Below are 18,641 nucleotides of genomic sequence, written 5' to 3' on the forward strand. Positions count from 1 at the left end.
GACTGGAGTTCCATGCCATGACTGCCGACACCCTGATGCATCTCGCGAGCGATTCGGGCGGCGTACTGTACGTCATCGCGGCCATGCTGTTCGTCGCGCTGACCGTCATCGTCGAGCGTACCTGGTTCCTGCAGCGCGTCGCCGCGAGCGGCCGTGCGGCGCTGGACCAGCTCGACCGCCTCGACCGCGTCGATGCCGCGGCGCTCTCGACGCTCGCGGCCCGCTATCGCGATCTGCCGGTCGGCCGGGTCATATCGCTCGCCGCGCGCATGGCGGGCGAGCGCAGCCGCGAGAAACTCACGGCGTCGCTCGACGAAACCATCATGCGCGAGGCGCCGCGCATCGACCGCTTCCTCTGGGTGCTCGACACGGCCGTGACGCTCGCCCCGCTGCTCGGCCTCTTCGGCACGATCGTCGGCATGTTCCACGCGTTCCAGGTGCTCTCGAACCCCGGCAATGCGCCGACCCAGGTGACGGGCGGCGTGGCCGAGGCACTCGTTGCGACCGCATCGGGTCTGTTCGTCGCGATGATCGGCCTGCTGTTCTTCAACGGGCTGCACAACCGCGTGCGGATCGTCGTGCATCAGCTCGAAACGGTGAAGATGTCGCTCGTCAACCGCATGTCGGGCATCGCGTACGAGCCGCTGACCGAGGTGCAGGAAAGCCGGCGCGACGTGGCGGCAAGACTGGCCTCGCAGGGAGCGTGACGATGAAGTACTTCGAAGCACGCAAGGCCCGCATCGAGATCATCCCGATGATCGACATCATGTTCTTCCTGCTGGTGTTCTTCATCATGATCACGCTGCACATGATCCCGAACGCGGGCCTCGCCACGCGGCTGCCGTCGAGCTCCACCGCGCAGCCGCTGCCGCCGCCGAAGATCACGGTCACGCTCACCGACGACGGCACGCTCTCGGTCGACTCGCGCACGCTCACGCCCGCCCAGCTCACGGCGCTGCTTGGCCGCGAAGCCGATCCGGCGCATACGGTCGTGACGATCGCCGGCGCAAGCGGCGCGCGCCTGCAGTACCTCGTGGCCGCGATGGATGCGTGCCGCGCGGCCGGCGTGACCCAGGTCGCCCTCGCGGCCCAGCCGGCGGCGAAGTGACATGGCCACCCTCTCCACCGCATCCGTCGTGTCCGAAGAGCGGCGCCTGTATACGGCGGCGGGCGTCGCGCTCGTCGTGGAGCTGGTGTTGCTGGGGCTCGGCTGGGCGATGCTCGCGCACAAGAGCGCCGCGCCGCCGCCCGAGCGGCCGCCCACCCTGCTTTCGTTGACGAGCGCGCCGGCACCGCACCCTGCGGCGCCGACGCCAGCACCGCCGACGCCCAAGCCGCCTCCGCCGGTGCCGCAACCGCACCGGACCGAGCCGGTTCATCGCGCCGCGCATGCGGCGCCGCCCCGGCCCGTCACCGAACCGCCGCGGCCCACGCCGGCGCCGTCCGCGGCTCCGCTGCCCGCGCCCTCCCCGGCAACGGCACCGACCGACGCGGCGCCGCCGCCCGCGCCCGCCCCGGCGCCTGCACCCACACCCGCGCCGGCCGGTCCGAGCCCGGACTTCGCCAGCAAGGTGCGCGCGGCGATCCAGGCTGCGCTGCACTACCCGGAATCGGCGCGCATGGCCGGCATTTCGGGGCGCACGCGCGTCGCGTTCCAGTACCGCGACGGGGCCGTGTCGGGCGAAACCGTGGTCGTGTCCAGCGGCGTTGCGCTGCTCGACCGCGCGGCGCTCGCCGCCGTGCGCGACGCGGACTATCCCAGGCCGGAACCCGCCTTTGCGGGCAAAACCCTTACCGAACAACTATGGGTCAACTTCAATCTAGACGATCACGAATGAAACTGATTCTGCCCGTACTCTCCGCTTGCTTCGCTTTCCTTATTAATGACGCGGCGACTGCCGCCACGCTGCCCGCCAACGCGCCTGTGCACCACGTGCTGCTGGTGAGCGTGGACGGGCTCCACGCGAGCGACCTCGCCCGCTACGTTTCGGCTCATCCCGATAGCACGCTCGCGCAGCTCGCAGCCCAAGGCATCGACTACACGAACGCCCAGGCGGTCGTGCCGGCCGACTCGTTTCCCGGCCTGCTCGCGCTTGTGACGGGCGGCACGCCCGCGGCGACCGGCGTGTATTACGACGACTCGTACGACCGCGCCCTCGCGCCCCCCGGCAGCGACTGCAGCCGCACGGGCACGCGCGTGCGCTACGACGAATCGCTCGACAAGGACGACGGCCACGGCCACGACGAAATCGACGCCGCCAAGCTGCCGCTCGATCCGCGGCATGGCTGCGCACCGGTCTACCCGCATGCCTACCTGCGCGTAAACACCATTTTCGAAGCCGTGCGCGACGCGGGCGGCTACACGGCGTGGATCGACAAGCACCCGACCTACGAACTCGTCGAGGGGCCTTCGGGCCATGGCGTCGACGATCTGTTCCTGCCGGAGATCGGCGCCAACTACGAGGGGCTCACCGACGCGAAGGCGCGCGAAATCACCGGCTCGCTCGCGAAAACCGAGGCCTACGACGACATGAAGGCCCGCGCGCTCGTCAACGAGATCGACGGCCTGACCCACGACGGGCGCGCCTCGGCAACCGTGCCGAACGTGTTCGGCCTGAACCTGCAGGCCGTCAACGTGGCGCAGAAGATCTACGGCTACCGCGACGCGGACGGCGATCCCACGCCGGGCCTGGAAAGCGCGATCGCGCATGTCGACACCCTGCTGCATGCGTTCGTGACCGAACTCGACCGCCACCACCTGCGCGAGGACACGCTCGTGATCGTGACGGCCAAGCACGGCAACGGCCCGATCGACCGCACGCGGCTCGACAAGATCGACGAGGCCCAGCTCGCGAAGGTGATCGATGCGGCCGCGCCGGGCGCCCTCGCGCAACTGACGACCGACCACGGCGCGCTCGTGTGGCTGCGCAACCCCGCCGCGGCCCCGGCCATCACGGCGGCGCTGCGCGCGCATGCAGAGGCGCTCGGCATCGCGGACGTGATCAGCGGCGAGCGTCTCGCGCTGCGCTTCCCGGCCCCAGCCGCCGACAGCCGCACGCCCGACATCGTGGTCGTGTCGCGCAACGGTGTCATATTCACGCCACCGCACGATGGTAAGCTCGCCGAGCACGGCGGGTTTCACGGCGACGACACGCGCGTCGCGCTGCTCGTGTCGAGCCCGCGGCTCGCCGCGACGGGCGCGAGCGTCACGTGGCCCGTCTCGACGACCCAGGTCGCGCCGACGATACTTGCGGCGCTCGGCCTGCCGCCGAAAGCACTGCAAGCCGTCGCGCTGGAAGGCACACCGGTCTTGCCGGGCACGGCCTGGGCCACGACGGATCCGCTCGCGCATGACGAAACGCTAACGCCGGCCTCCGGCCATTAAGTTGCCACCAGGTTGCCACTGAACTGCCGATGAACAGCCCGCTCGCAAGCCGCCCCACCGTGCTGGTCGTCGAAGACGACGCCGGCGCGGGGCTGGAAGTCACCGCCGCTCTCGAAGACTACGGGTTCGAGGTGGAGTGCGTGCCGACCGGCTTTCAGGGGCTGCTGCGGGCGACCAACGGCAAATTCGACGCCATCGTGCTCGATCGCATGCTGCCCGACCTGGACGGCCTCTCGATCCTCACCACGCTGCGCAACATCGGCAAAGAGACGCCCGTGCTGATCCTGAGCGCGCTCGACGCGGTGGACGAGCGCGTGCGCGGATTGCGGGCCGGCGGTGACGACTACGTCGTCAAGCCCTTCGATGGGCTGGAGCTGACGGCGCGCCTGAACGCGCTGCTGCGCCGCCGCCATGCCACGCTGGCCGGCTCGGCCGACGCATCGGTACTGCAGATCGACGATCTCACGCTCGACACCGAAACGCACGTCGTCCAGCGTTCGGGAGAACTGATCGATCTGAAGCCGCGCGAATACAACCTGCTCGAATTCCTGATGCGCCACGCGGGCGAAGTGGTGACGCGCGCGATGCTGCTCGAGTCGGTATGGAATTATCACTTCGGCACGCAGACCAACGTGATCGACATGCATATCAGCAACCTGCGCCGCAAGCTCAGTTGCAACGGGCGGCTTTCGGCCATGATCGTGACGGTGCGCAATGCCGGCTATATCATCCATGCCGCGGGCTGACGCCCGCCGCCGCGCGCGCCTCTCCGGCGGCGTCGGCTGGCTGCTGGCCGTGTTCGTCGGCTCGGCCATCGCCCTCTTCGCGCTGCTTTACTGGCTCACGGCCAGCTATCTGCTGCACGAGGTCGACGAGCGGCTGCGCGGCGAGTTCGCCGAGTTTCATGCGATCGACCGCACTCAGGCGATCGCGACGATCGCGGCGCTGAGCCGCCGCGACATCGCGACTTCGCGGCCCTATGGCCTGTTCGACGCCGCGGGCGTACGCCTTGCGGGCAATATCTCGGCCCTGCCGCCCGAAAAGGACCGCAAGCCGTTCAATTACACGGAAACGATCCGCGACGGCGACCGCACGAAGACCGCGCACTATCGCGGCGTCATCATTCCGACCACGAGCGGCCTGCGCATCGTCGTGGGCCATTCGATCGACGAAGTCCGCCGTTTCGACCGCACCCTGCTGAAAACGCTGTGCGCCGGCGTCGCGCTGACGAGTCTGCTGGCGCTCGCCTGCGGCGCGGCGCTCAACCATATTTCGAACCGCAGGATCGCGGCGATCAGCGAGACCGCCGGCGAGATCATGGCCGGCAAGCTCAACCGGCGCCTGCCGCTGCGCGGCACGACCGACGACCTCGACCGCCTCGCCGCCATCGTCAACACGATGCTCGACGAAATCGAGCGCCTCGTCGGTGAGGTTCGCGGCGTGTGCGCGGGCATCGCCCACGACCTGCGCACGCCGATGACCTCGCTGCGCGCGGGGCTGGAACGCACCCGGCGGCGCACCGGGTCCCCCGAGGCGCTCGGCCACGCCATCGACGTCGCCATCGGCCAGTCGGACGTGGTGCTCAATCGCTTCACCGCCCTGCTGCGGATCGCGGAAGTCGAGTCGGGCAGCCGCCGCGCGAGCTTCCGCACGGTCGCGCTCGACACCGTGCTGCGCGACGTCGCCGAACTCTACGAGCCGCTGGCGGAGAATCGCCGGCTCTCGCTGACGCTCGATACCGGCGTGCCCGTGGAAGTCAACGGCGACTTCGATCTGCTGTTCGGCGCGATCGAGAACCTCGTCGACAACGCGCTCAAGTTCACCCCGGAGGGCGGCGCGGTCGAACTGGGCGTGCGGTTCGACGGCGGACAACCGCTGCTCGTGGTGGCCGACACCGGCCCCGGCATCGCGCCGGCCGAGCGCGGCGCCGTGCTGCACACCTTTTATCGGGCTCACAGGTTCGAGCATTCGACACCCGGCCACGGTCTCGGTCTCAGTCTGGTCGCGGCGATTGCGCGCGTGCACGACGCCGCCATCGAAATCCTCGACAACGAGCCAGGCTGCCGGATGCAACTGAGATTCCCCAAACCCGCGACCGCCTGACCGGACCGCGCGCCCGACCGACGGCACGCTGATCGCGATGGCCAAGTCCGGTTTCGTGTTCTTCGACTACGAAGCCAGGAAAGTCGTGCCGATGCCGGAGGCATTCCGCGCCCAATTTCAGAACGTCAACACGGTCGGCTGATACGCTCTCTCTTGTGGCTGGCGGCTAGCGCGGCTGGAATGCGATCAGCGCCATGCCGATCAGCGTGAATGCCATGCCGGCCCAGTCCCACGCGCTGGGCCGGATCGCCTCGACGGCCCAAAGCCAAACCATCGCCACACAAACGTAGACGCCGCCATAGGCCGCATACGTGCGGCCGGCCGCGCTCGGGTGCAGCGTGAGCAACCCTGCGAACAGCGCGAGCGAGGCGGCGGCGGGCACGAGCCACCACGCGCTCGCGCCTTCGCGCAGCCATCGGTACGGCAGGTAGCAGCCAACGATTTCGGCCAGCGCGGTCAGCACGAATAGCAGGAATGTCGTCATCGTAAAGCGGTGTCGCAATTTGGGGCGCTCATGGTACCGCGGCAAGCCCCTGCCGGCACAGCGCCGCGAGCGACGAGAAACCGCAGGTATTTCCCGAAAACATAAATTCCTCGCGTTTCAGGTCTTCGAACGAATATTCCGATAATTTCAATTCTCGTCAAAGAATGCTTGAATAAATCGACCTACCGCTTCTCTTTTCGAAATAATCTCACCTGAATGGCGTCGTCGAATTCCCAATACGCATCCTCAACGCTTTCTCGCTCGCAAAAAAACGCTCGACGCCTTATAAATTGCGCACACTCAATTAAACTTTCCGAAAATTCGCCAATAATGATTTCTCGCATCGGCAGTTTCCAATAAACCGATTTTCCAAAGCCGGAGGAAATCAAACATGCAGAACGCCATTCGACAAAAATCGCCGGCCAGCCGGCGCGCCTGGAACGGCTTTGTCGCCGCCGCGCTGATCATTGCCGCCGCGGCTTTCCAGGCGCCATCCGCGCACGCGCAGGACAGCGGCCAGGGCAACCTGCCGCGCGTCGCCGTGCTCGCCACGGGCGGCACCATCGCCGGCCAGGCCGATACACGTGCCGCGAATGCGTATAACGCCGGTGCCGTCGGCGCGCAGCAGCTCGTGCAGGCCGTGCCCGGCATCGAGAAGCTGGCCCACCTTTCCACCGAACAGGTCGCCTCGATCGGTTCGCAGGACATGAACGACAAGGTCTGGTTTACGCTCGCGCGCCGCATCCAGGAGATCTTCGACAAAAACGAGGCCGACGCCGTCGTGATCACGCACGGCACCGACACCCTCGAAGAAACCGCGTTCTTCCTCGACAACGTGCTGCATACCGACAAGCCCGTCGTGCTGGTCGGCTCGATGCGTCCGTCCACGGCAACGAGCGCGGACGGCCCGAGCAATCTGTACGAAGCCGTCGAGGTCGCGGCCAGTCCGTCCGCGCGCGGGCGCGGCGTCCTCGTGGTGCTGAACGACCAGATCCAGTCGGCGCGCTGGACCACGAAGACCAACACGACGAGCGTGCAGACCTTCGTGTCGCCCGACACCGGCCCGATCGGTTATGTCGATCCGGCGAGCGTGCGCTTCGTCGCGCCTGCCTACCAGCCCGACAGCCACAAGTACGCGCTGCCCTCGGGCGACGCGCTGCCGCGCGTCGAGATCGTGTACTCGCACGCGAACATGGACGCAATGGAGATCGACAGTGCGATCGCGGACAAGGCGAAGGGCATCGTGCTCGCCGGCGTCGGCGACGGCAACACCTCGAAAACGGCCCTCGATGCGTTGCAGCGCGCCGCGAAGCAAGGAATCGTGGTGGTGCGCGCGTCGCGTGTGGGCTCGGGCTTCGTGAACCGCAACGTCGAGGTCAACGACGACACCAGCGGCTTTGCCGTCTCGCTCGACCTCAATCCTCAGAAGGCGCGCATTCTCACGCAGATCCTGATCGCGAACGGCATCACGCAGACGGCGCAGGTGCAGAAGGCATTCGCGGCTACCTGGTAAGCCGCGGGCCTGGTATCGCTAGCGCCGGAAGACAGGCAAAAAGAGGCGCGCCTCGCGATCAACGCGAAGGCGCGCCCGAGGAGCTCCGCTGAACTGCTCCACCGCTCAGGGATTTTTACTACACTCAGGGACGCTCGCCGCGTGCCAGCCGGTTTTCGATCTCGCTCACCACGGGCAGCAGGTCGGCCACGCTGTCGATCACATAGTGGGCGCCCGCGGCGCGCAGGCGCTCCACGGCTGCCTCGCGGCGACGCGCGAATTCGTCGAGCGGGAGCGCGCGCACCTCTTCCTCGGTCATGCCGAACGCGTTGCCGCTTACGGCCACGCCCACGGCCCACGTGCCGCCGTTGATACCCTCCTCGATGCCGACCTCGGTGTCGTCCACCTTGATCGCATCGCGCGCGAGCCACACGCCGAGCTGCGGCAGCGTGCGATAGATCATGTACGGCGACGGACGGCCTTCGGGCGTATCGCCGGTGCAGACGATGCTGTCGGGCTGAAAGCCCTGCGCGGCCGCACCCGGCACGATCTGGTCGATGATCTCGCGCGTGTAGCCCGTGGTCGAGCCGATGCGCACGCCTTCGGCGCGCAGCGCGGCGGTCACGGCGGGCACGCCCGGGATCACGTCGCTGTATTGCGCGGCAACCGCGACGTTCTTCGGCACGAACACGTCGTACACGACGTCGATGTCCGCGTCGCCCGGCGCATGGCCGTGGCGCGCCTCCCAGGCTTGCGCGACGCGCGGCAGCGCCATCAGCGCCGCGATGTGCGGACGTTTGGCCATGCCCATCGGGCCGCGCGCCTCGTCGATCGTGATCGGCACGCCGAACGCCTCGAAGGTTTCGACGAATGCCCCCATCGGCGCGCGCGAACCATAGTCCACCACCGTGCCGGCCCAGTCGAAGATCACTGCCTTAACGTGTTTCATTGCCTTAAGTCCTGCGAAATGCCTGCGTAGAGAGTTCTTGCGTGATATGGCGGCCGCAGCGGCCGTTCATGCCGCGAGCGCCTCGCGCGCGCCGAGCGCGGCGAGATCCGGTGCGCCGCTCGTCACGCCGAGCGTGCGCAGCGCCGAACCGCATGCGGTCACGACGCGCCGCATCACCGTGTCGTCCAGCGCGCCGATGCAGCCGATGCGGAAGCTCTCGACGGCGGTCAGTTTGCCCGGATAGATGATGAAACCCCGCGCCTTCATCAGCTCGTAGAAACGCTCGAAATGGAACGCCGGATCGGCGGGCGAAAAAAACGTCACGATGATGGGCGAACGCCACGCCTCGGTCAGGAGCGGCTCGAAGCCGAGCGAGCACATACCCGCGACCAGCACGTCGCGGTTGCGCGCATAGCGCTCGAGACGCCCGGGCTGGCCGCCTTCGAGGGCATGGAGGCGCAGCGCCTCGACGAACGCGGCGACGGTATGCGTGGGCGGCGTGAAGCGCCACTGGCCCGTGCGGTTCATCACATCCCATTGATCGTGGATGTCGAGCGAGAGCGAATGGCTGTTGCCCTTTGCCTCGCGCAGCACGTCCTGCTTCGCGATCACGAAGCCGAAGCCCGGCACGCCTTCAATGCACTTGTTTGCGGAAGAAACGAACGCGTCGCACGGCAGCTTGCACACGTCGAGCGGCACCGCGCCGAACGCGCTCATCGAGTCGATCAAAAGACGGCGGCCCTGGCGCGCCGTCACGGCGGCGATCTCCTCGATCGGGTTCAGGATGCCGGAGCTGGTCTCGCAGTGGACCACCACGACATGCGTGATGTCGGTGTTGGCGACGAGAAGGCGTTCGACGTCGGCCGCGCGCGGCGGCAGATAGTCGCCGGTATCGTGCAGGGTGTGGCGGCGGCCCAGATAGCGCAGCGTCGTCGCAATGCGCTTGCCGTAGGCGCCATTTGCGAGCACGAGCGCGTGGCCGTCGCGCGGCACGAAGCTGCCGAGCATCGCCTCCACGCAATAGCTGCCGCTGCCCTGCAGCGGCACGCAGTCCCAGGCGCCCTCGGGGCCGCCGGCGATCGCCAGCAGGCTGCTGCGCAACCGGGCCGTCATGGCCCGGAACTCGCCGTCCCACGAGCCCCAGTCGCGCAGCATGGCTTCCTTCGTGGAAGCAGCCGTGGTGAGCGGCCCGGGGGTCAGCAGGTAAGGTTCGGCGGGGGTGGTCATGCGGCGACTCCGGTCGGGGTTCAGCATCGAATGCCGACACAGTACCGGAACGTCATACATCGGTAAAATCGATATAATCGATGCTTACATAAGCTAAACTTATCGGAACCGGATCGCCATGCAGTACGCCCAGTTACGCGCTTTTCACGCCGTCGCCGAACATGGCGGCTTCTCGCGCGCCGCGCAGGCGCTCTCGCTCACGCAGCCGGCCATCTCGGACCACGTGAGGAGGCTGGAGCAGGATTTCGGAGTCAAGCTTTTCGAGCGCGCGCCGCGCGGCGTCGAGCTGACCGACCTCGGGCGGCGCCTTTTCGCAGTGACGCGGCAGATGGTGGGCTGCGAGCGCGACGCCCGCCGGCTGCTGGAGGCCGCGGGCGCGCTGGAGTCGGGCGAGCTTTCGCTGATCGCCGATGCCCCCGACCTCGCGATCAAGCTCATCGGCGTATTCCGGCGCCGTTATCCCGGCGTGGTGGTGAAGCTGTCGATCGCGAACGCGACCGAATGCCTGCGCCGCGTGCTCGCCAGCGAGGTGGACGCGGCGATCACGGCGGCGCGTCAGGTGCATAGCCGCCTGCAAACGCGCGTGCTGCGCGAAGAACCGCTCGTCGCGGTCGTCCCCGCCGACAGCCCCGCCGCGAAGAAACGGCGCATGAGCTACGAGGAGCTCGTGCGCGAGCCGATGGTCTTTCGCGAGGCGCAGTCGGTGACGCAGCAACTGCTCGAAGCCGAACTCGTGCGCAAAGGCCTGCAGGTGCAGCCCGTGCTCTACGTGGACGGCCGCGAGGCCTTGCAGACGGCCATCGCGCAGGGCGTGGGCGTGGGGGTGATCGCGCATGCGGAGTTCGGCGAGTCGCGCCGCATCCGCATGGTGCCGCTCGTGGATTGCCAGGTGCGCATGGTCGAATCGCTCACGAGGCTCGCCGATCAGCCGTCTTCGAACCTGCTCGACGCCCTCTTCGCAATCGATCCAGACTGAGCGCGGCCGGCTCGGGTGCGCCGGTTCGGGTAACGACTCAGCTCACGATGATATTCGTGCCGATGGCGTTGAGCAGGTCGCGCAGCGTCTCCGCCTGCTCCATGCGCGCGCCGCTGCGCAAATGAATGCGCACGGCACGGCCGGCAATGCCGTCCACGGGCCGCGACAGCCATAACTCCACCGCCAGACCCAAACCCTCGGGGCAATCCGCGGCGGCCGACTCGATGACGCGCGGCTTGAAACAAGCGGATTCGGACATGGTCGGGACCTCGTCGTGGGTGGGCGGTCCTTCCATCGTAACGACGGGGAGGCACGCGACCAAACGACGAATACGCGTTAGCAAATGACAATCGTGCGGCGAAGGCGGCAATGTTCTGCATCCCTCTTCATTTCCCTTACGAGACCGGGCACAGCGTGGCAAACTGGTCGGGTTGTTTCGCCCCGGAGCCCGTCATGGAGCGTCCGTTCACCGATCGCCACGAAGCGGGCCGCCTGCTCGCTCAGCAACTTTCCCCGTACGCTTCACGACGCGACGTCGTTGTGCTCGCGCTGCCGCGCGGCGGCGTGCCGGTTGCCTTCGAGGTCGCGGCCGCGCTGGGCGCGCCGCTCGATGTCCTGCCCGTCTGCAAGCTCGGTACGCCGTGGCATGCGGAGCTCGCCATGGGTGCGCTCTCGTCGAACGGCGCGCAGTTCGTGGACGAAGCGCTCGTGCGCGAAGCCGGCGTGAGCGCGGCACAACTGCAAAGCGCGCTGGCCACGGCGCGCATCGAACTGGGGCGCCGCGAAGCGCGCTATCGCGGCGAGCGGCCGCCGGTGGCCGTAGCCGGACGCGTGGCGCTCGTCATCGACGACGGGATGGCGACGGGCGCGTCGCTTCAGGCTGCCGCGCGGGCCCTCGCGACACTCGGTCCGGCCCGTATCGTCGCCGCGGTCCCCGTTGCGCCCGCACTGGCGCGCAACCGTCTGGGCAACGCTGTGGACGAACTCGTCAGCGTGCTCGCGCCCCAGCACTTCTACAGCGTCGGGCAGTTCTACCTCGACTTCGATCAGGTTGGCGACGATACCGTGCGCGAGCTGCTCGACGAAGCGGCCCGCGGCCCGGATCTGTCCTGAGGGCCCACTGGTGCTCGCCGGTGCCCCTCGGCTCAGCGCACAGGATTGGCCGCGCGCTCTCCCACCACGGTCTGCCAGGGCCGCACGCGCCAGCTTCGGACCAGTTCCGCCGTGACATAGGGATCGGCGCGCGCGAAAGCTTCGGCCGCGGCGGATGTCTCGCCCTCGAATAGCAGGAGCGCGCTGTCTACCGGATCGGCCACCGCGCCTGCGAGCAGCAGTGCGCCCCGTTGCGCTGCCGCCCAGGCAAGCGCGAGATGGGCGTTGCGGTGCTCGGCGCGGCGTTCGAGATAGTCTTCGGCGAGTTCGTACATCAAGAGCCAATGCATCGTGCCCTCCTTAAGGCGTTCACGTAACTACGGGGTGTAAATCGCATTGTGCGGTATGCCGTCAACCGCGGACATTGCTGCCCCGTTTTTAAGAAGGCTTTGCCATAATGGTCGCCGCGAAAATGGACCGCCAAGGCCCGCTCGCACGACTACCGACAACGTCGAAATCCCAAGGGAGTGACCCATGAAAATGCAATCCGTTATTGCTGCAATCGTGCTGGGCGGCGTGCTGGCCGCACCGGCGTTCGCCCAGACCCCCGCTTCTGCAGCCGCGCCGAACAGCCAGCAACAGAAGATGAAGGCATGTAATACGCAGGCCGGCGACAAGAAGGGTGACGACCGCAAGGCCTTCATGAAGCAATGTCTTTCGGCCAGCGGCGCACCGGCGCCGACAATGTCGCAGCAGGAACGGATGAAGGCGTGCAACACGCAGGCCGGCGACAAGAAAGGCGACGACCGCAAGGCCTTCATGAAGCAGTGCCTCTCGACGAAGAGCTGACCGCCACACCGGTTGCGGGCGCGCGGCGGTTACGACAGCCGCGCGTTTTTTTCGCGCGCCTGCGCCTCAACCGGCTCAACCCGCTCCGCCCACCCGACTCCTCGCACTTTCCCCTCCGCCCAGGCGCCGCCTTCGTACACGCCGTTTTTCTCCTATGATGGCTCCAACGGCGGTCCCATCCCGAACGACATAACGCCTACGCCATCGGGCCGCCGGTTGACGTTGATGCCAATGGCATCGAACGGAGGCACGGATGGCATGGAGACACAAGAACCGCTGGTTTCGCCGCTGGCTGCTGGTGATCGTATTCTGGCTGGTGCCGGTGATGATCGTCGCCGTGCGCGAGGTTCAGGAAGAGATGGCCTACAACCGCGAGGATCTCCAGCGAGCGCTGGCCACGTGGACGTTCACCGACGCCGAACGCAGCGCCGGCCTGCCGCAGCGCTGCCAGGGCAGCGCCGACACGGCCCGCGCCGCCGGCTGCCCGGCCGAAGTCCTGGCGCGGAACGCCGCGCGCTGGCAGGAAGCGCAAGACGAATACGCACTGCGCCGCAGCACGCTCTTCGGCTATCTCTGGCATGCGTTCGTCGGCTACTGGATCGTGCCGGCGGCCACGCTGCTCGCCCTCGGCGTGCTGATCGGCGGCGTTCGCCGCGCGCTTCGGCGCCCGCCTGCGAAGCCGCCCGCGAAAGCCGTACCGGAGCAATGACGCCACTGCGGCAAATAGTTGCGGTGTCCGCTGTCGTTATCACCCATCGCGCATGGCAGCCCTTTGCCGTGCGCCGCTTCGACGCCGCACCGCGGCCCATTCCGGATGCTTGCGGGATGGGCTCGCTCAAACAGCCCCCAGAAATATCTGTGCTATAACCGCTTCAGCCCGCATAGTCGGCCTTCCTGGCCATTAGCGGTGCGGTATCCGGCCACCAAAACGGAGAAGAAAATGCAAAAGTACGGCTTCCTTCTGAAGGCTTCGATCGCCATTGCGCTCGCCAGCGTCACGCTCGCAGGCTGCAGCACCACCGGCGATCAACCTCCCACCGCCGCCTCGAACGATGCACGCAAACAGGCGATCGATGCGAGCGTGGACGGTACGCTCTCGCGCCTGTTCCAGACCGTGCCGGGCTCACGTGAACTGGTCAGCAAGGCACGCGGCATCCTGGTGTTCCCGAAGGTCACTCAGGCAGGTATCGGCATCGGCGGCGAGCACGGCGACGGCGCGCTGCGCATAGGCGGCAGCACGGCCGGTTACTACAGCACGACGTCGGTGTCGGTGGGCGCCACGCTCGGCATGCAGACGAAGTCGGTCGTCTATCTCTTCATGACGCAGGATGCGCTGGAGCGGCTGCACACCTCGGAAGGCTGGTCGGTGGGCGGCGACGCTTCGGTCGCGCTCGTGAAGGTCGGCGCGAACGGCAGCATCGACACGACCACCGCCGTGAAACCGGTCGAAGTGTTCGTGATGACCGACAGCGGCCTGATCGGCGACCTGTCGCTCAACAGCACGAAGATCTCGCGTCTCGACCTCTAAGGAAGAAACGTGCGCTGCATTCCGCGAGCCGTTCAGCTCGCGGACGTATCGATCACCTTGAAGCGCGAGCGCCGGCTCGCGCGGATCACCGCCTGATACGCCTCCACGTACTGCTGCGCCATGCGGCGCGACGTGAAGCGCTCCTCGAAGCGGCGCCGCACGCCGGCGCGCGGCACGCGCGCGAGGCGGTTCACGGCGGCCACCGCGCCGATTTCGTCTTCCACGATATAGCCCGTCACCCCCTCGTCCACGACTTCCGGCACCGCGCCGCGGTTGAACGCGATCACGGGCGTGCCGCAAGCCATTGCCTCGATCATCACGAGGCCGAACGGCTCCGGCCAGTCGATCGGAAACAGCAGCGCGTGGGCACCCGAAAGGAATTCGGCCTTTTGCGAGTCGGAAATTTCGCCGATGAACTCGACGCCTGGCAGTGCCAACAGTGGTTTGATCGTGCGCTCGAAGTATTCGCGGTCGGCCTCGTCCACCTTCGCCGCGATGCGAATGGGCAGCCCGCAGCGGCGCGCGATGCCGATCGCCGTGTCCACGCGCTTTTCCGGCGAGATGCGGCCGAGGAAGGCCAGATAGCGCTGCTCGACCGGCTGCGGCACATAGAGGTGCTCGGGCAGCCCGTGATAGACCGTGCTGAGCCACTTGGCCTGAGGCAAAGGCTGGCGTTGCGCGTTCGAGATCGAAATGACCGGCGCCGTGTTGAAGGTATCGAATACGGGCTGCTGCTCGGGCAGATCGAGGCGGCCGTGCAAGGTCGTCACGAACGGCGTGTCCTGGCGCTTGAACACCGAGAACGAGTAGTAGTCCATATGGAAGTGCAGCACGTCGAATTGATCGGCCTGGCGGCGCACCATTTCCATGAGCAGCATGTGCGGCGCGATGCGGTCGCGGATGGAGGGATCGAGGCGCAGCGCGCGCGGCCAGACTGGCTCGAGCCTGGCACGCGTGACCGAGTCGCCGCTCGCGAACAGCGTGACTTCATGGCCAAGGTCCACGAGCGCTTCGGTGATGTACGACACGGCGCGTTCCGTGCCGCCGTAGAGCTTGGGCGGAACCGATTCGGTGAGCGGGGCGATCTGGGCGATTCTCATCGGGAGTCTCCGTCAATCCGGTGCGCGGGCGCGATCGGGCAGCGCCGCGGCTTCTGATCTCATGACGCATTGTAAGGCAAGGCGAACGCGAACCGGCACGGCAGCGGGCGACAGGCCGGCCGCCGCCCCGGGGACGCCTTCCGCATAAAGCCCCGTTGCCGTGCAAGCCGCGTACCCGCGCCCGAATTCTTTCCCGTGCGCCCGCCTTCAGCGCGACGGCCATTTCCAGGGCGGCAGGTCGAGCGCCTCGGCGTCGGCCAGCGCGGTCGCACCGAGCTTGCGTTCCAGCACGATCGACCGGCTGCCCTCCTCGCGCTCCAGCGCCGCGACGAGGCGCGCCGCATGCGACACCACAAGCACCTGCGAATGCCGTGACGCCCGCGCGATGAGGCGCGCCAGCGAAGCCAGCAGGTCGGGATGGAGGCTCGTTTCCGGTTCGTCGAGCACGAGGAGTGCCGGCGGCCTGGGACTCAGCAAGGCCGCCGCGAGCAGCAGGTAGCGCAAGGTGCCGTCCGAAAGCTCGGCCGCGCGCAACGGCCGCAGCAGCCCTTGCTGGCGCAGCGCCAGTTCGAAGCGGCCTTCGTGGTTGACGATCTCGACCCGCGCACCGGGAAAGGCGTCAGCGACGGCCGTGTCGAGCGCTTCGCTGTCGCCGATCTCGCGTATCGTCTGCAACGCCGCGGCGAGATTCGCGCCGTCGTCGGAAAGCACCGGCGAATGCGTGCCGATCTGTACCTGTCGCGCGGGGGCCAGCTCATCGGTACGGAAGTGATCGTAAAAGCGCCACGAGCGAATCTGCTCGCGCACCGCGATCATCTCCGGCGCGCTGCGCGGGTCTGCAAACTCCGACATCATGCTGTCGAAGCTCGCGACGGGCTGCGCCAGCGTGGTCCAGTCCCCCGCTTCGTCGCGGATGCGGATCGCCGGACCCTGGCGGTCGACCAGCAACGCCGAAGGGCGCAGCAGCGGCCCGCTCCAGATGCATTCGCGCTTGATGACCGGGTCGAGCGCGAACTGCGACGTCGACGCCGTCGGCAACCCGAGATCGATCACATAGCCGAACGCGTCGCCCGCGAAGCCGAGACGCAAACTCACGACGTCCTTGCGCACGGTGCCCTGAACCGGGACGGCGCCCTCAAGCACTGCGCGGGAGAAGCGCTCGGGGCCGGCCCAGAGCGTCGATTGCAGTCCGCCCTCGCGCGCGAGCGAGGGAATCACGCCGCCTCGCGCAGTGAGCGCGAGCAGACGCAATGCACGGTAGAGATTCGACTTGCCGCTGCCGTTCGGTCCGGTAACGACGTTGAGCGGCCCGAGCGGCACGATCAGTTCGCGCAGCGAGCGGTAGTTGGCAATGGCGAGCGTGGTCAGCATGAGACAGTGTGGCGGAAGCGATCGCGGGATCATACGCAATCGCGCGCGACGCCGGCCCGAGGCTGCGCCTCGCGCAACGTCCAGCCAAGCCTCGTGCGCGGTCGAGACCGGACGTCACCGGGACGATCAGCGCAGCCGGGGCACGTTGGCCAGATCGCTCAGGAAGGTGTCGCGCCAGACGCCGAGATCGTTGCGCCGCAGCGCCGCCATGTTGGTCTCGTAGCGCGACTGGCGCTCCGCAAGCGGCATCGACAACGCCCGCTGCAGCGCCTCCGCCATGCCGGTCGCATCGTGCGGATTGACGAGCAGCGCGCCCGAGAGTTCGGCGGCGGCGCCCGCGAAGACCGAAAGCACGAGCACGCCGGGGTCGGCGGGGTTCTGCGCCGCGACATACTCCTTCGCCACGAGATTCATGCCGTCGTGCAGCGGCGTGACATAGCCCACCTGCGACTCGCGAAACAGCGACATCAGCTTCCAGCGGTCGTACTGCTGGCTCAGATAGCGGATCGGCGTGTAGTCGAGCCCCGAGTAGCGGCCGTTGATGCGCCCGGCCTCGCGTTCGAGTTCCTCGCGGATCAGCCGGTAGCTGGCGACGTCCGAGCGCGTGGGCGGCGCGATCTGCACGAGCGTGACCTTGCCGCGCCACTCCGGGGCGTCTTCCAGCAGTTGCTCGAACGCGTGGAAACGCTCGACGAGCCCTTTCGAATAATCGAGCCGGTCCACGCTCATGATGAGCTTGCGCCCTTCCAGGCTCTGCTTGAGGTCGAGCACATGCTGGCGGCTCTCGTAGCGGGCCGCCTGTTCGGCGATCTCGTCCGGGAACACGCCGATGCGATAGACGCCCGTGCGCAACCTGCGGCCGTACGCTTCCACCTGGGCCTTGTCGCCCTGCTCGCTCACCTTGCCGCGCGCCTCGCGCACGATGTAGTCGTGAAACGCCTGCTGGTCATTGCGCGTCTGAAAGCCCAGCAGGTCGTAGCAGCACAGCGATCTCACGAGTTCATCGTGCGGCGGAATCGTCTGCAGCACCTGCGGCGAGGGAAACGGAATATGCAGAAAAAAACCGGTCCGGTTCGTGACGCCCTCGGAACGCAGGGCTTCGGCAAACGGAATCAGATGGTAGTCGTGCACCCAGATGTTGTCGTCGGGGTCGACCAGTTTGATGAGCTTGTGGGCAAGCCACGCGTTCACGCGGCGATATCCCGCGTACTCGTCGCGCTCGTAGCGCGCGAGGTCGTTGCGGTAGTGAAAGACGGGCCAGAGCGTGGCGTTCGAAAAGCCGCGGTAGTACTGATCGTAGTCCTTGCGCGTGAGACCGACGGTCGCGAACGTGACGGGCTCTTCGTCGACAAGGACCGGCCCCGCGTTCGCCACGCTTTCGCTGACGACGTCGCCGCTCCAGCCGAACCAGACGCCGCCCGCGTCCTTGAGCGCGCCGAACACGCCCACGGCCAGCCCGCCTGCGGAGCCCTTGGTCTCCGTTGGCGTTGCCACGCGATTCGACACGACGATCAATCTACCCATTCCGGCTTCCTCCGCACGTCTTGCCTCGACTCCGGGCGCCGGGTGGGTGCTCCTGGAGCCACAGGCCGCCGAGGCCGGCCCGGCTATCGTGCTCACCGGCCAGCACGAAGCGTGCCGCGTGCGGATCGGCCTGACCCGCGCCGCCCCGCCGACGTGGAAAACCGGCCCGGCGGCCGGCGGATCAGCCTGCGCTCAACCTCCGCTGCCCGGCGCGCAAGGGAATGCCTTGCCAAGGCCGAGCGAAATGGCCGTGCTGGCGTTGTAGCCCGCCACGTTCGGGTTGTCGGCGATGTACTTGCGCACCGCGTCGGTCAGTTGCGCCGAGCGTGCGTCCGGCGGCAGGCAGAAGTACTGGCCCACGCGCGGCCCGGTCGTGCCGCCGATCGCATCGATCGTGTTGAAGATCCCGTCGGCGGCGCCTTCGATATAGGCCGCGCACGCGCTACGCGAGGCTACATCGGTCTTGGTGCAGAGCCGGTTCAGATCGCTGGCCGTGAAGGCGAATGCCGACACCGGCAGAGCGAGCGCACCGGCGCAAATCAGAGCCCGCAGCATGGTTCT

General features: G+C 67.5%; 21 protein-coding genes and 1 pseudogene. 13 read left to right on the forward strand and 9 right to left on the reverse strand.

The genetic code is table 11. From position 1 onward, the window contains the following. The first annotated feature begins 17 nt into the window (after nt 1-17). The 7 genes and pseudogenes from V8683_RS05400 to V8683_RS05430 form a co-directional block, all read left to right on the forward strand. Nucleotides 18-707 (forward strand): MotA/TolQ/ExbB proton channel family protein, encoded by a 690-nt coding sequence (locus V8683_RS05400; RefSeq protein ID WP_411189499.1) that lies wholly within the window; start codon nt 18-20, stop codon nt 705-707. 2 nt (nt 708-709) lie between these two features. Further along, nucleotides 710-1,108 carry an ExbD/TolR family protein gene (locus tag V8683_RS05405; protein ID WP_411189498.1) on the forward strand — a complete coding sequence of 133 codons (399 nt, stop codon included), beginning with the start codon at nt 710-712 and terminating at the stop codon, nt 1,106-1,108. Between the two features lies 1 nt (nt 1,109). Further along, complete coding sequence (locus V8683_RS05410) at nt 1,110-1,838, forward strand: TonB family protein (protein WP_411189497.1); 729 nt, start codon at nt 1,110-1,112, stop codon at nt 1,836-1,838. Further along, nucleotides 1,835-3,385: an alkaline phosphatase family protein gene (locus V8683_RS05415; protein ID WP_411189496.1), complete on the forward strand. Its 1,551-nt coding sequence runs from the start codon at nt 1,835-1,837 to the stop codon at nt 3,383-3,385. Before V8683_RS05410 ends, V8683_RS05415 begins: the two co-directional genes overlap by 4 nt. Before the next feature lie 29 nt (nt 3,386-3,414). After that, nucleotides 3,415-4,131, forward strand: a complete 717-nt coding sequence (locus tag V8683_RS05420) for a response regulator transcription factor (RefSeq protein WP_411189495.1) — start codon at nt 3,415-3,417, stop codon at nt 4,129-4,131. Further along, complete coding sequence (locus tag V8683_RS05425) at nt 4,118-5,488, forward strand: sensor histidine kinase (RefSeq protein WP_411189494.1); 1,371 nt, start codon at nt 4,118-4,120, stop codon at nt 5,486-5,488. The genes V8683_RS05420 and V8683_RS05425 overlap by 14 nt, the downstream gene beginning before the upstream one ends. Nucleotide 5,489: 1 nt before the next feature. Then, nucleotides 5,490-5,630: pseudogene (locus V8683_RS05430) on the forward strand (thioesterase family protein); the annotation flags it as partial. 24 nt (nt 5,631-5,654) lie between these two features. Here the strand turns inward: V8683_RS05430 and V8683_RS05435 are convergent. Continuing rightward, nucleotides 5,655-5,972 carry a YnfA family protein gene (locus tag V8683_RS05435; protein ID WP_411189493.1) on the reverse strand — a complete coding sequence of 106 codons (318 nt, stop codon included), beginning with the start codon at nt 5,970-5,972 and terminating at the stop codon, nt 5,655-5,657. 391 nt (nt 5,973-6,363) lie between these two features. Between V8683_RS05435 and V8683_RS05440 the strand changes: the two genes are divergently transcribed. Then, nucleotides 6,364-7,485: an asparaginase gene (locus tag V8683_RS05440; protein ID WP_411189492.1), complete on the forward strand. Its 1,122-nt coding sequence runs from the start codon at nt 6,364-6,366 to the stop codon at nt 7,483-7,485. Between the two features lie 124 nt (nt 7,486-7,609). On the opposite strand, the gene phnX is transcribed toward V8683_RS05440, so the two are convergent. Continuing rightward, nucleotides 7,610-8,413 carry a phosphonoacetaldehyde hydrolase gene (gene phnX / locus V8683_RS05445; protein ID WP_411189491.1) on the reverse strand — a complete coding sequence of 268 codons (804 nt, stop codon included), beginning with the start codon at nt 8,411-8,413 and terminating at the stop codon, nt 7,610-7,612. A gap of 66 nt (nt 8,414-8,479) precedes the next feature. Beyond that, nucleotides 8,480-9,640 (reverse strand): 2-aminoethylphosphonate--pyruvate transaminase, encoded by a 1,161-nt coding sequence (locus tag V8683_RS05450; protein ID WP_411189490.1) that lies wholly within the window; start codon nt 9,638-9,640, stop codon nt 8,480-8,482. A gap of 118 nt (nt 9,641-9,758) precedes the next feature. On the opposite strand from V8683_RS05450, the gene V8683_RS05455 reads away from it, so the two are divergent. Beyond that, nucleotides 9,759-10,616 carry a LysR substrate-binding domain-containing protein gene (locus tag V8683_RS05455; protein WP_411189489.1) on the forward strand — a complete coding sequence of 286 codons (858 nt, stop codon included), beginning with the start codon at nt 9,759-9,761 and terminating at the stop codon, nt 10,614-10,616. A gap of 37 nt (nt 10,617-10,653) precedes the next feature. On the opposite strand, the gene V8683_RS05460 is transcribed toward V8683_RS05455, so the two are convergent. Continuing rightward, on the reverse strand, nt 10,654-10,875 hold the full coding sequence (locus tag V8683_RS05460) for a hypothetical protein (protein ID WP_411189488.1): 222 nt from the start codon (nt 10,873-10,875) through the stop codon (nt 10,654-10,656). 194 nt (nt 10,876-11,069) lie between these two features. Here V8683_RS05460 and V8683_RS05465 point away from each other — a divergent pair, with 194 nt between their 5' ends. Beyond that, on the forward strand, nt 11,070-11,729 hold the full coding sequence (locus V8683_RS05465; RefSeq protein WP_411189487.1) for a phosphoribosyltransferase: 660 nt from the start codon (nt 11,070-11,072) through the stop codon (nt 11,727-11,729). A 32-nt stretch (nt 11,730-11,761) separates the two neighbouring features. On the opposite strand, the gene V8683_RS05470 is transcribed toward V8683_RS05465, so the two are convergent. Further along, nucleotides 11,762-12,058 carry a YciI-like protein gene (locus V8683_RS05470; RefSeq protein ID WP_411189486.1) on the reverse strand — a complete coding sequence of 99 codons (297 nt, stop codon included), beginning with the start codon at nt 12,056-12,058 and terminating at the stop codon, nt 11,762-11,764. A 184-nt stretch (nt 12,059-12,242) separates the two neighbouring features. On the opposite strand from V8683_RS05470, the gene V8683_RS05475 reads away from it, so the two are divergent. The 3 genes from V8683_RS05475 to V8683_RS05485 all read left to right on the forward strand — a co-directional run bounded on the left by V8683_RS05475 (nt 12,243) and on the right by V8683_RS05485 (nt 14,085). Next, nucleotides 12,243-12,557, forward strand: a complete 315-nt coding sequence (locus tag V8683_RS05475; protein WP_411189485.1) for a PsiF family protein — start codon at nt 12,243-12,245, stop codon at nt 12,555-12,557. A gap of 253 nt (nt 12,558-12,810) precedes the next feature. Next, nucleotides 12,811-13,266 (forward strand): hypothetical protein, encoded by a 456-nt coding sequence (locus V8683_RS05480; RefSeq protein ID WP_411189484.1) that lies wholly within the window; start codon nt 12,811-12,813, stop codon nt 13,264-13,266. A 231-nt stretch (nt 13,267-13,497) separates the two neighbouring features. Beyond that, a complete protein-coding gene (locus tag V8683_RS05485) occupies nt 13,498-14,085 on the forward strand; it encodes a BPSL1445 family SYLF domain-containing lipoprotein (protein ID WP_411189483.1) in 588 nt (195 codons plus the stop codon). A gap of 32 nt (nt 14,086-14,117) precedes the next feature. Here V8683_RS05485 and V8683_RS05490 read toward each other — a convergent pair whose 3' ends face one another. The 4 genes from V8683_RS05490 to V8683_RS05505 all read right to left on the reverse strand — a co-directional run bounded on the left by V8683_RS05490 (nt 14,118) and on the right by V8683_RS05505 (nt 18,635). Beyond that, nucleotides 14,118-15,185: a glycosyltransferase family 4 protein gene (locus V8683_RS05490; protein WP_411189482.1), complete on the reverse strand. Its 1,068-nt coding sequence runs from the start codon at nt 15,183-15,185 to the stop codon at nt 14,118-14,120. 207 nt (nt 15,186-15,392) lie between these two features. Next, the gene (locus V8683_RS05495) at nt 15,393-16,556 is read right to left on the reverse strand and encodes an AAA family ATPase (RefSeq protein ID WP_411189481.1); all 1,164 of its coding nucleotides are present in this window, start codon (nt 16,554-16,556) and stop codon (nt 15,393-15,395) included. A 126-nt stretch (nt 16,557-16,682) separates the two neighbouring features. Next, entirely contained in the window at nt 16,683-18,080 is a 1,398-nt protein-coding gene (gene otsA / locus V8683_RS05500) for an alpha,alpha-trehalose-phosphate synthase (UDP-forming) (RefSeq protein WP_411189480.1), read from the reverse strand. A 192-nt stretch (nt 18,081-18,272) separates the two neighbouring features. Next, the gene (locus V8683_RS05505) at nt 18,273-18,635 is read right to left on the reverse strand and encodes a Rap1a/Tai family immunity protein (protein WP_411189479.1); all 363 of its coding nucleotides are present in this window, start codon (nt 18,633-18,635) and stop codon (nt 18,273-18,275) included. Between the last annotated feature and the right edge of the window lie 6 nt (nt 18,636-18,641).

This window comes from Paraburkholderia sp. AV2 (assembly GCF_054968425.1).